Raw genomic sequence first — 11,082 nt, 5'->3', positions numbered from 1 at the left:
GGCATGCATCGTGAGATACTCGGCGATGAGGCGCCGCATTGCGGCATCATCGTCAATGACAAGAACATGTTTCAACGGCACACCTTCAATCTTGAATCCCCTTGTCTAAACCTGTTGCCGAGCAACCCTGGGGCACCGACCCAGAACAGCTGCTCCTTGATACCACTCGCCGTTGCGTGCGGCCAATGTGAGGCCGTGCTCGTCCTGTTCTTTTCATCCCCAGCGAATTGACCGCACCAAGGCAGCCCGTGGCCACCAGACAGGTCCAAGCGCCGACATGACCCTGCCGTGTGGTCCTTCGCTTTTTCGCTTCGAGCTCCCCCGTTGGTGCAGGCCTGCCAATATCACTCAAGTTCGACCTCATGGATGCCAAGTTTCCTGCTATGCCCTTGCATCCTGGTCATCCTGGAGTTTGCGGACCTGGATCATCTCGATATCCTCCGGCTCGTGGATCCAGCTCGGACATGGTTGAGCAGCGCGGCGTTTGGCTTGATCGGAGAGGCGGTCGGCGGAAGAAGACCGTGATTCGCTGCAGCGGCCTTGTGCAAAATAGTGTGTCTCCTGCCAAGCCGGCTTCGTCCAAGGTGGCCGGCGGCCTCAAATGCTGTTCGGCGACCGGCAGGTCGCCGGTTGCGGTGAACGTCCGGGCTAACATTTCTCAGTTACTGCAACTCCTCCATCTTGAGCGTGTCACTATGCTTGTCCATTGCGCCGTCGGACTCCGTCAATGACGTGCGGTTATCTGCCGATGGGACTGTGCATGATCCACCCTTTGGCGGCGGCGGCCGAACAGCTGAACGAGGCTCGCACCAGGATGGGCTGCGCCGCCACGTCTTCCCAGTTGACCCTCGCCGCCGCGGATTTGCGCCCTCGAGCCAGCTTCGCGGACGAGCTCGCGTCTCAAGCAATGATCTGAGTGTGCAGGGCCGCGCATGGCTGCTCTTTAACGACCGGCAGCATACCGGCAAAGTTGGGCCGCTTTATCGCCTTAGTCGATTCCCCACGGTGATCCCGAGCCTGAACAAGCCCGCCAAGCTCCCCATTTTGTCCTTGGCTTGGCGCTGACAGAAGTACCATCCATGACGCCAAAGTCGCGGCCCACACTCCAGGAGCAACGGACGGCCGGGACGAGCAATCCTGTACAGGAGTCATTGTACCAAGATGCTCCGGATGTCGCTGGCTGATCGGGCCCGCGCCACTCACGCATGCGCAAGATGCTCACCCACGCTGATACGAACACGGTCTTTGCTTCAATTGAAACCGAAAAGCTGAACTTGAACATCACACAGTAACAAACCTCCCCGATAAGCGCGTGCCGGACAGGGCCAGAACCCGTCCGGCGGCTTGGAAAGGTAGGTGATAGGGAATGTTTATTGCAGCTTGGCCGCTGGCCATCGTCCTGATGACATCCATGTCACTCCCAGCCGAGCCCGCGCCACTTTCTCCGCGTGAGTTCCGCAGCCTGTCGCGCAAATGCGCCCCCTGGGTTGCGCCGTCCACCCTCGCCGCGATTGCCAAGATTGAAAGTGGCTTTGAAACGCTGGTGGCTCATGACAACACCACAGGTGAGCAGCTTCGCTGGATAGACCACCTGGAAGCCACGCGGGGCATCAAGGAACGCCTCGAAGCACAACATTCTGTCGATGTTGGATTGATGCAGATAAACAGCAAGAACTTTGCCGTGCTCAATCTCACGCCGGAAAGGGCTTTCGAGCCCTGCGCCTCGCTTTCGGCTGCCGCCCACCTGCTTGAAAGCCGGTATGCCGGCGGCACCACTGCTGTGGCACAGCAACTGGCGCTTCGCCGTGCCATCTCGGCCTATAACACGGGCGACGTCACGCATGGCTTCGCCAACGGTTATGTACGCAAGGTCGAGTCGGCCGCAAAGGACATCTCAAGTCTCCTTGAGAGAACGCTGGAGCCGACTGCTCGAGATGTGCCGCACCTTGAGGCACCCGGTCGGAAAGCCGTGCCGCCTCTGCTCCAGCAGAGCCAACAGGCCAATAGAAAGAAGCAGCCCAACCAAGATTCTTGGGACATCTGGGGCTCGTATCAGCCAGACCGCTCCGGGGCCGATCCCTCCGATCCGACAGGCAGCCAGGCTGCGAAAGCACGGGAACCCTCGAACCCGAACAAACTCGTATTCGATTGAAACATGGAGATGCAATGATGACGCCACTCAAGATACTTCGTGCGCTTAAAACGCGTGTTCCTTCGCCTTTTTTCATGCTGCGCATGGCGGCTGAATATGTACCGGCCGCTGCTGCAGGCGCGGCGTGGACGGTCTTCTACAGCGGGCCAGCCGCGGCTCAGGTGACCGGAGGGACGGATCCTGCCAAGATGGTCCAGAATATCTGCACGTTCATACTTGGGCCCTTTGGACAATCACTGGCCGTGCTCGGGCTCGTAGCCATCGGTATCTCTTGGATGTTCGGTCGTGCTTCACTTGGCCTGGTTGCGGGTGTCGTTGGAGGGATCGTCATCATGTTCGGGGCCAGCTTCCTGGGCAAGGCGCTCATAGGCGGTGGCTGATGAGCGACCGGTTGGAAGTGAGCACCCTCTATGTGGCGGCGACGCGCCCGGCACTGTTTCTGGGGGTGCCGCTGACGCTGGCCGGATTGCTCATGATGTTGGCTGGGCTTGTTATCATTATCCTTCAGAACCCGCTCTACGAAATCGTTCTCGCGCCACTCTGGTTCGGAGCACGGCTGGTTGTTGAGCGTGACTATAACGCGGCAAGCGTCGTGCTGCTCTATTTGCAGACGGCCGGCAGAAGCGTGGACGGGCCGGTCTGGGGAGGCGCAAGCGTCAGCGCCAATCCGATCAGAGTGCCGAAACGCGGAAGAGGAATGGTGTAATGTTCGGCGCCAGCGGCCGGACCGAGAGGTCTGGCGAGATCTACCTTCCGTATGTTGGTCACGTAAGCGATCAGGTTGTCCTTCTGGAAGACGGATCGATCATGGCCATGGCACATGTGAACGGTGTGCCCTTTGATTTGGAAGACGCTGAGATGCGCAACTCGCGCTGCCGCGCGTTCAACACTCTCTTGCGCAACATCGCCGATGACAATGTCTCGATATACGCTCATCTTGTGAGACACAACGATGTGCCGGCGCCGGCGCCGCGCCGGTTTCAAAGTGCATTCGCTGGCAGTCTGAGCGAGGCCTACGAGCGTCGTGTGCTGTCGGGAAAGCTCTTTCGCAACGATCACTTCCTCACTTTGATCGTGTCCCCCCGCACCGCAATCGGCAAGATCGGCTTGCGGATTGCCAAGTCCCGCAGACGGAATGAGCACGATCTAGCCACCCAAATGCGGAGCCTGGAAGACCTCTGGCACATCATTGCTGGCGCACTCGGCGGTTACGGTCTGCGCCGGTTGGGCATTCGTGAGAAAGGCAACGTGCTCTTCACGGAAATCGGCGAGGCGCTTCGGCTCATGATGACTTGCCGGTTTCTTCCGGTTCCGATGGTTACCGGCTCACTTGGCGCCTCGATCTACACTGACCAGGTCATCTGCGGGAAGCGGGCGCTTGAGATTCGAAGGCCCGGGGATAGCTCCGTCGGATCATTGTTTTCGTTCCGTGAATATCCGGCGACGACGCGGCCGGGCATGCTAAATTCCTTGCTGTCCGCCAACTTCCCGCTTGTCCTGAGCCAGAGCTTTTCCTTCCTCACTCGCCCGCAAGCTCATGCCAAACTAAGCCTTAAGTCCAGCCAGATGACGAGTGCCGGCGACAAGGCTCTCACCCAGATCAATGAACTTGCCGAGGCAGAGGACGCACTGGCAAGCAACGAATTCGTGATGGGTTCGCATCATCTGAGCCTGTGCGTCTATGCCGACAGCCTCAATAGCCTTGCAGATCGCGCAGCAAGTGCCCGCGCACGGCTGGCCGACGCGGGCGCCGTTATCGTCCAAGAGGGCATCGGCATGGAGGCCGCATATTGGTCCCAACTTCCGGGGAACAACAGGTGGCGCACGCGCCCGGGGGCGATCACCTCACACAATTTTGCCGGGCTCGTCTCATTTGAGAACTTCCCAAGCGGTTCCAGTTCCGGCCACTGGGGCAATGCTGTTGCGCGCTTTCGCACAAACGGTGGAACTTCTTTCGACTACATCCCCCATGAGAATGACGTCGGCATGACGGCAATATTCGGGCCCGTTGGCAAAGGCAAGACGACGCTGATGACCTTTGTCCTCGCGATGCTTGAGCAAAGCTTGGTCGATCGCAATGGTGCGATCGTCTTCTTCGACAAGGATCGGGGTGGTGAACTGCTGGTGCGAGCCACGGGAGGGACATATCTTGCGTTGCGCAGAGGCGCTCCGAGCGGCTTGGCCCCTCTGCGTGGACTGGACAACACCTCCGCCTCTCGGGACTTTCTGCGCGAGTGGTTGATGGCCCTGATCGAGAGTGACGGCCGTGGTCCGATCTCGCCGGAGGAAAGCCGTCGGCTGGAACGCGGCATTGTTCGTCAGCTTTCGTTCGAACCCCCTATGCGCTCACTTGCGGGCCTGCGCGAGTTCCTATTGCACAGCCCCTCCGAGGGCGCAGGAGCACGGCTGCAGCGGTGGTGTAGAGGGGGGGCGCTTGGATGGGCCTTTGACGGCGACGTGGACGAAGTAAGGCTGGATGCCTCCATTACGGGCTTCGACATGACGCAGCTCCTGGAATATGAGGAGGTCTGTGCACCGGCCGCCGCATACCTTCTGCATCGAGTGGGCGCTATCGTCGATGGTCGTCGGTTCGTGATGAGCTGCGACGAATTTCGATTCTATCTACTCAACCCCCAATTCTCGGCCGTTATCGACAAGTTCTTGCTCACGGTCCGCAAAAACAACGGCATGTTGATACTCGCAACGCAGCAGCCTGAACACGTTCTGGAATCGCCTCTCGGAGCTAGTCTCGTTGCGCAATGTATGACGAAAATTTTCTACCCATCACCGACGGCGGACCGCTCTGCGTATGTCGATGGCTTGAAGTGCACTGCGCAGGAGTTCGAGGCAATCCGCCAGGGAATGGCAATCGGCAGCCGCAAGTTTTTGCTCAAGCGCGATAGCGGGAGTATTGTTTGCGAATTCGATCTTGGGCAGATGCGCGAGTACGTAGCCGTACTCTCGGGGCGGGCCAACACAGTGCGCTTTGCCGACCAGCTTCGCAACCAGCACGGAGACGCCCCAAGTGGGTGGCTCGACAAGTTCATGGCCCGGTACCATGAAGTTCAAGACTGACGGAGGAATATTCATGAAACTTGCCAAACTTGCAGTAACGACCCTTGCTGCTTCCCTTCTGCTTCACGGACAGGCCCGGTCGCAATGGATCGTCACCGACCCTGTAACAGAAACACAATCGACCTTAACAGCGATTTCCAATGCGGCGATCCTTGAGAGGTCAATCGAGACGCTCGCTACGACGATCGAAATGGTGACAATGCTAACCTCGTCATTCGCTGTCACGGGAGTGCTAAGCTCACTGAACCAAGGAAATCATTACCCGTCGAGCAATAAGCTGGAGGAGCAGATGTTTGATGCTCGGGCGCCAGCTTCGATTATCGCCCGTAACATTGCGGAGGACCCAAATCGGATAGTCACGGGCGACGATTCAGAAGCGAAACTGTTAAAGGGACAAATCGCTGGGGCCGCCAATGCCGCAGCTATTGCAGCCGACACTTTGGGCATGATGGACAAGCGCCTTAAGGATAACGCCGGCACGCTTGGTCAGCTTTCCCGCTCGGGAAATATTATGCAGGCCACCGTGACCAACGGTCTGGTCCTCAAGCAGATTCACGATGCGATGATCCAAAATGCCCAGGCCACGAGTCTGCTGACTATGGCCACTGCACAAGGGAGCCTTCACGCCGCTGAGGAGGCCGCCACGCAGCGTCGCGAACATCGGGACACCGCTCGCATTTTTGGCCCCCTCCCGTGAACGCTGAGTTCATCAGGCTCAGCTGCGCTGATCAGGGACACATCAGGCTCACGCCATGAATTTCAAAATTCCCGCGCCATTCACGACTATACACACGATCTTTCATGGGGCCTTCACGTCCGGGCTGCACAAAGTGCTTGAAAACGTCCAAGCGGCGGTCAGTGCGCCTCTGGTTGCGTGTGTCACGCTCTGGATAATAATCCAAGGCTGTCTGGTCATGCGTGGTCAAGTCGATGCGCGCGGGGGTATCTCGCGCGTAATCATGGTGTCGATTGTCGTCGCCCTTATCTTAGGGCAGGCCAACTATCAGCAGTACATTGAAGCGCTTTTCGACGAAACGATTCCGAGGTTGGCTCACGACATCAGTGGCAGCGACTTGCCCTTCATCGGAATCGCCCAGAAGCTCGACATCATGTTTGCTTCAAGCCAGTATGTCTTTCAGCTGATTGCTTCCGAAATTGGGCCTATGAACGGCCAGGACATACTTGCTTTCGAGGGAGCGCAATGGATTTTCTACGGCGCGCTGTGGACAGCGTTCGAGATCTACGATGCCGTTGGAATTCTGACGAAGGTGCTCTTGACGATCGGCCCCCTGGTCCTTGTAGGCTACCTTTTTGATCACACTCGAGACATAGCCACCAGATGGATCGGCCAACTGCTCTCGTACGGGCTGCTGCTTCTCCTCCTCAACATCGTTGCAACGATAGTAATCGCTGCCGAAGCAGTCTCGCTGGCAGCCATGCTTTTGATGATCAAATTCTCGGGCACGACAGCAGCCAAGATCATCGGGCTTTACGAGCTCGACATGCTTTTCCTAGCTGGTGACGCTCTGATCGTCGCGCTTCCGACGATCGCCAGCAGCATCGCCGGCGGCTCTTGGGGAGGTGCGAACCGACCTCTTAACAGCCTCAATCGCCACTTTGCCAAAACGGCGGGTGGTTAATCAATCGACAAGTTCGGTGCCAAAAACATGAAATATTGCCTACTTCTGTCAATCCTCGCTTTGGCCGCCTGCAAGACGAGCCATGGGCTTGCGACGTGCGCGGGTGCCCCATTCCAACTGAACGTGGGACAATGGGAAACCACCCCTGAGGATCTTCAGGTCGAATGCGCGGAAGAGCCAAAGTGAAATTTCCTGAACATGCCCTTCTGGTGGAGAGAGAAACGCTAGCCGCCCACTATAAGAAGGTGGAAGCGTTTCAAACGTCACGAGCGAAGTCTGCGCGGCGCCTGTCAAAGGCCCTGATCGCCTTTGCCGCAGCGGCGGTCCTAGGAAATGTTGCCCAGGCATTTACCATCGCTGCCATGGTCCCGTTGGCCAAGCTCGTACCTGTGTTCCTCTGGGTCCGGCCGGATGGGACCGTCGACAGCGAAGTGTCAGTGTCTCGACTGCCGGCAACCCAAGACCGAGCCGTCATAAATGCTTCGCTGTGGGAATATGTACGCCTGCGCGAGGGGTACACAGCAGATACAGCCCAATACGCCTATGACCTCGTATCCAGTTTCAGCGCGCCGACTGTGCGACAGCAATATCAAGATTTCTTCAACTATCCGAATCCCACCTCGCCGCAAGTCACGGTCGGCAAGCGCGGCAAGCTCGAGGTCGGGCATATTTCTTCAAACGACATCAGTCCGGACGTTCAACAGATCCGTTACAAACGTACGCTTGTTGTCGATGGGCAGATGCCGATAGTGACCACCTGGACAGCTACCATCCGCTACGAGCGCTTGACGGGTCTGCCTGGGCAATCGAGGCTCACCAATCCGGGAGGTCTACTCATCACTTCCTATCAAAGCTCGGAAGATAGCGTATCGAACCTGGGCTATGTGCAGCCATGACAAAAAGAGCGTTTCTCGCGCTGGTCTGTTCACTCTTCTTAACGATGGAAGCGTCCGCGGAAGACACACCACTTGCCGGCAAGCATGATGCGCGCATGCGCTACCTGGCTTACCGTCCTGACGAAGTGGTGCGCCTGTCTACCGCAGTGGGGGCAACGCTGGTTGTCACATTCGCGGCCAACGAGACAGTCGCAGCCGTGGCCGTTTCCAATAGCAAAGACCTGGCTGCGCTCCCGCGCGCCAACTATCTCTTTTTTAAGGCTAGCCGGATGCTCCCGCCGCAGCCGGTCATCGTGCTGGCCGAGAGTGAGTCCGGTACACGGAGATACGTCTTCAGTATTTCAACGAGAGCGATGCCAAAACTCGATGAGCAGCAACCTGACCTATACTACAGTGTGCAGTTCACCTATCCTGCTGATGAGGCTGCTGCTCGGAGAAAGGACGCAGAAAGGCGCTCGATTCTTGGTCAGGCCCGGGCGAAAGTGCTGCACGACGAGAGAGTTCAGGATTTGTTGAATCGGCCCGCCGCAACTACCAGTCCGGACGAAAGCAATTTTCACTACGTCGCAAAGGGCGATCGATCGCTGTCGCCGCTGCAAGTTTTCGATAATGGCTTTACCACCGTATTTGGCTTCGCAAGCAATTCCCGCATACCCTCTCTCTACATTATCAATCCCGACGGCAAGGAAGCCGCTGCCAATTACACGGTCAAAGGAGACTATGTTGAAGTATCCGCAGTCGCCCGGGAATGGCGTCTGAGAGATGGCAATACGGTCTTGTCCATTTTCAACAGGGCTTATGACCCTGTGGGACGAGCGCCAGGGACCGGTACAGTGACACCCGACGTGTGGCGCGTTTTGAAAGGCTCGGCCGATGAATGAAACCGGCCCACAGTCGGGACATGATGTCCATGCCTCCGGATCGATGGTCTCGGAGCCGGCCCGCCGGCATGTTTCGGGATTGCAGAAGTTGGCCGTCGCTGCTCTTGTTCTCATCTCATCTCTATCACTCATCTGGCTCGGAGGTCGTCCCAGCACACAAGACGAACCAACTCAGCCAAAACCTCCAATTGTCGCCGACGCCGAACCATTCCGCCCCGTGCCGATTGAGATTGCTCCCGAAGCTCCAGCAGCCGTACAGGCGGCGCAGGCAGGAGATCCTGCGCCATCCACGCCGACTTCAGCTGATCCGTCGCCGGAGGAAACACCAATTTTCGCCTACAGTGGCAGCAGTAAAATGCCCAACGACGGTCAGCGGAGCGAAGACAACCATAGGGATGCTCCCGCGACCTCGGATGAGATTTCAGACGCTGGCGATCTGTCGGCGCGATTGAAGCCAGATATACAGGAGCCAAGCCGGGCCACACTTTTGCCGCACCCTGATCTCGTGATTACTCAAGGAACGATCATCCCCTGCATTTTGCAAACGGCAGTCGACACAAATTTACCGGGTTATGTGAAGTGCGTCTTACCTAAAGACGTCCGCGGCGCCACCAACAACGTGGTGCTTTTGGATCGCGGGACGACCGTGATTGGCGAGATCCAGCGTGGTCTCCAACAGGGGGATGCGCGTGTCTTCGTGCTGTGGACGCGCATGGAAACGCCTGACCATGCCCTCGTTTCGCTAGCATCGCCGGGCGCTGACGAGCTCGGCCGCTCCGGAATGCCTGGCACGGTGGATAATCACTTCTGGCAGCGCTTTGGCGGAGCAATGCTCATGAGCGTCATTCAAGGCGCGTTTCAGGCCGCCGGTCAATACGCTGGCAGCTCAGGTGGAGGAAGCGGTATCAACAGCTTCCAGAGCAACGCCGGACAAGCCGTTGAGACGACCCTTAGAGCAACGATCAACGTTCCGCCAACTCTGAAGAAAAACCAGGGAGATGCTGTATCCATCTTTGTGGCTCGGGACCTCGATTTCTCAGATGTATACGATCTTAGAGCGACCGCCGTGGCGCCAGCCCCCCCCCAACATCGCCAACGCCGGAGAGACAACAATGCGACCGGAGGCTGACCCTCAATTGCGTTTGCTTCTCAACCCTGTTCTGAAATGGCTTGAGGAGCCAAGGACCGAAGAGGTCGCTATCAACCGGCCTGGGGAAGCCTTTGTCCGACAGGCCGGCGTTTTCACGAAACATCCGCTACCGCTATCTTATGACGATCTGGAGGACATCGCGATCCTCGCTGGAGCGCTGCGCAAGCAAGATGTCGGACCGCAAAGCCCCCTCTGTGCGACTGAGCTGCCGAACGGAGAGCGGCTGCAGATCTGTTTGCCGCCCGCTGTTCCCTCAGGAACAATAAGCCTGACGATACGGCGTCCCTCAAGTCGTGTGACCGAACTCAAGGAAGTTTCTTCTCGCTACGAATACTCGCGTTGGAATCAATGGCGGTCACGAAAGGAGCGCCAAGAGCGGCAGGACGAAACGATTCTTCAGCACTACGACCATGGTGACTTGGAGCAATTTTTGCGAGCGTGCGTTTGCGGGCGGCTCACGATGCTGCTTTGCGGACCTACTGGTAGCGGCAAAACGACAATGAGCAAGACTTTGATCAACGCTATACCCCCGCAAGAGAGGCTGATAAGTATCGAGGACACGCTCGAACTTGCAATCCCGCACGAGAATCATGTCCGGTTACTCTATCCGAAGGACCGAGCAGGCGTAGGTGCGGTGACAGCCGAGCAACTGTTGCAAGCCAGCTTGCGCATGCGCCCTGATCGAATATTGCTTGGCGAGATGCGCGATGATGCTGCTTGGGCCTACCTTAGCGAAGTCGTCTCCGGCCATGCGGGATCAATATCGACGATTCATGGGGCGGATCCGGTCCAAGGCTTTAAAAAGCTCTTTTCACTCGTCAAGAGCAGCCCGCAAGGAGCTGCTGTGGAAGACCACACGCTTCTTGACCTGCTGTCGGCTGCCATTGACGTCATTGTGCCGTTTCGTACCCACGGCGACGTGTATGAGGTGGGGGAGGTGTGGCTCGCCGCCGATGCCCGGCGACGCGGAGAGACAGTAGCCGATCTTCTCAATAAGCACTAAGGCTCGAGCACGTCGGGGATCGGTAAGTCGTTTGTGATATGATGGCGCAACTTGTTCAGATTCAACGTCACTTTGATTTGACCGAGGTTGATTATGGGAGGACGACTGGGCGTAGCCCTTCGGTCACAAGCCTGAACTCTTCGGCCGCCCTGTCGGCGCGGCAAGCTGCGGCACGATTCGACTGGGTGTATCGAGCGCGTCCGCTGAATTGCGCGGGCGACGCTCAGCGAGCTGGTGCCGATGCCTGCTTCAAAAGCGGCATCGACACCCGGCAGGTCGTACCCT

Annotated in this window: 11 protein-coding genes and 1 pseudogene; 11 read left to right on the top strand and 1 reads right to left on the bottom strand. The window is 57.8% G+C overall.

Annotation, left to right across the window (positions count from 1 at the left end; translation table 11 throughout):
* Positions 1 to 75: pseudogene (locus NKJ67_RS19615) on the bottom strand (DNA-binding response regulator); the annotation flags it as partial.
* A 1,291-nt stretch (positions 76 to 1,366) separates the two neighbouring features.
* Here NKJ67_RS19615 and NKJ67_RS19610 point away from each other — a divergent pair.
* The 11 genes from NKJ67_RS19610 to virB11 are packed head-to-tail and all read left to right on the top strand — an operon-like array spanning position 1,367 to position 10,797.
* The gene (locus NKJ67_RS19610; protein ID WP_023766572.1) at positions 1,367 to 2,152 is read left to right on the top strand and encodes a type IV secretion system lytic transglycosylase VirB1; all 786 of its coding nucleotides are present in this window, start codon (positions 1,367 to 1,369) and stop codon (positions 2,150 to 2,152) included.
* A 14-nt stretch (positions 2,153 to 2,166) separates the two neighbouring features.
* Entirely contained in the window at positions 2,167 to 2,532 is a 366-nt protein-coding gene (gene virB2, locus NKJ67_RS19605) for a pilin major subunit VirB2 (RefSeq protein ID WP_031257862.1), read from the top strand.
* The gene (locus NKJ67_RS19600; protein ID WP_023679584.1) at positions 2,532 to 2,858 is read left to right on the top strand and encodes a type IV secretion system protein VirB3; all 327 of its coding nucleotides are present in this window, start codon (positions 2,532 to 2,534) and stop codon (positions 2,856 to 2,858) included. Before virB2 ends, NKJ67_RS19600 begins: the two co-directional genes overlap by 1 nt.
* Positions 2,858 to 5,227: a type IV secretion/conjugal transfer ATPase VirB4 gene (gene virB4, locus NKJ67_RS19595; RefSeq protein WP_023737137.1), complete on the top strand. Its 2,370-nt coding sequence runs from the start codon at positions 2,858 to 2,860 to the stop codon at positions 5,225 to 5,227. Before NKJ67_RS19600 ends, virB4 begins: the two co-directional genes overlap by 1 nt.
* Positions 5,228 to 5,240: 13 nt before the next feature.
* Positions 5,241 to 5,924, top strand: coding sequence for a TrbJ/VirB5 family protein (locus tag NKJ67_RS19590; RefSeq protein ID WP_023766574.1), 684 nt, complete (start codon positions 5,241 to 5,243; stop codon positions 5,922 to 5,924).
* Between the two features lie 55 nt (positions 5,925 to 5,979).
* On the top strand, positions 5,980 to 6,867 hold the full coding sequence (locus NKJ67_RS19585; RefSeq protein WP_023766575.1) for a type IV secretion system protein: 888 nt from the start codon (positions 5,980 to 5,982) through the stop codon (positions 6,865 to 6,867).
* Positions 6,868 to 6,894: 27 nt separating this feature from the next.
* Positions 6,895 to 7,053 carry a type IV secretion system lipoprotein VirB7 gene (locus NKJ67_RS19580; protein WP_081731114.1) on the top strand — a complete coding sequence of 53 codons (159 nt, stop codon included), beginning with the start codon at positions 6,895 to 6,897 and terminating at the stop codon, positions 7,051 to 7,053.
* Entirely contained in the window at positions 7,050 to 7,763 is a 714-nt protein-coding gene (locus NKJ67_RS19575; RefSeq protein ID WP_023766576.1) for a type IV secretion system protein VirB8, read from the top strand. Before NKJ67_RS19580 ends, NKJ67_RS19575 begins: the two co-directional genes overlap by 4 nt.
* Positions 7,760 to 8,644 carry a TrbG/VirB9 family P-type conjugative transfer protein gene (locus NKJ67_RS19570; RefSeq protein WP_023766577.1) on the top strand — a complete coding sequence of 295 codons (885 nt, stop codon included), beginning with the start codon at positions 7,760 to 7,762 and terminating at the stop codon, positions 8,642 to 8,644. Before NKJ67_RS19575 ends, NKJ67_RS19570 begins: the two co-directional genes overlap by 4 nt.
* Positions 8,637 to 9,773 carry a type IV secretion system protein VirB10 gene (virB10, locus tag NKJ67_RS19565; protein WP_352582450.1) on the top strand — a complete coding sequence of 379 codons (1,137 nt, stop codon included), beginning with the start codon at positions 8,637 to 8,639 and terminating at the stop codon, positions 9,771 to 9,773. Before NKJ67_RS19570 ends, virB10 begins: the two co-directional genes overlap by 8 nt.
* Entirely contained in the window at positions 9,757 to 10,797 is a 1,041-nt protein-coding gene (gene virB11, locus NKJ67_RS19560; RefSeq protein WP_023737143.1) for a P-type DNA transfer ATPase VirB11, read from the top strand. The genes virB10 and virB11 overlap by 17 nt, the downstream gene beginning before the upstream one ends.
* Positions 10,798 to 11,082 lie beyond the last annotated feature (285 nt).

This window comes from Mesorhizobium sp. M0088, assembly GCF_040322895.1.
Lineage (GTDB): Bacteria > Pseudomonadota > Alphaproteobacteria > Rhizobiales > Rhizobiaceae > Mesorhizobium.
This window is presented reverse-complemented; position numbering and strand designations above follow the sequence as displayed.

Excerpts from the sequence above, each read along its gene's own strand:
- NKJ67_RS19610 (WP_023766572.1), top strand. The coding sequence starts at position 1,367 with ATGTTTATTGCAGCTTGGCCGCTGGCCATCGTCCTGATGACATCCATG.
- virB2 (WP_031257862.1), top strand. The coding sequence starts at position 2,167 with ATGATGACGCCACTCAAGATACTTCGTGCGCTTAAAACGCGTGTTCCT.
- NKJ67_RS19600 (WP_023679584.1), top strand. The coding sequence starts at position 2,532 with ATGAGCGACCGGTTGGAAGTGAGCACCCTCTATGTGGCGGCGACGCGC.
- virB4 (WP_023737137.1), top strand. The coding sequence starts at position 2,858 with ATGTTCGGCGCCAGCGGCCGGACCGAGAGGTCTGGCGAGATCTACCTT.
- NKJ67_RS19590 (WP_023766574.1), top strand. The coding sequence starts at position 5,241 with ATGAAACTTGCCAAACTTGCAGTAACGACCCTTGCTGCTTCCCTTCTG.
- NKJ67_RS19585 (WP_023766575.1), top strand. The coding sequence starts at position 5,980 with ATGAATTTCAAAATTCCCGCGCCATTCACGACTATACACACGATCTTT.
- NKJ67_RS19580 (WP_081731114.1), top strand. The coding sequence starts at position 6,895 with ATGAAATATTGCCTACTTCTGTCAATCCTCGCTTTGGCCGCCTGCAAG.
- NKJ67_RS19570 (WP_023766577.1), top strand. The coding sequence starts at position 7,760 with ATGACAAAAAGAGCGTTTCTCGCGCTGGTCTGTTCACTCTTCTTAACG.
- virB10 (WP_352582450.1), top strand. The coding sequence starts at position 8,637 with ATGAATGAAACCGGCCCACAGTCGGGACATGATGTCCATGCCTCCGGA.
- virB11 (WP_023737143.1), top strand. The coding sequence starts at position 9,757 with ATGCGACCGGAGGCTGACCCTCAATTGCGTTTGCTTCTCAACCCTGTT.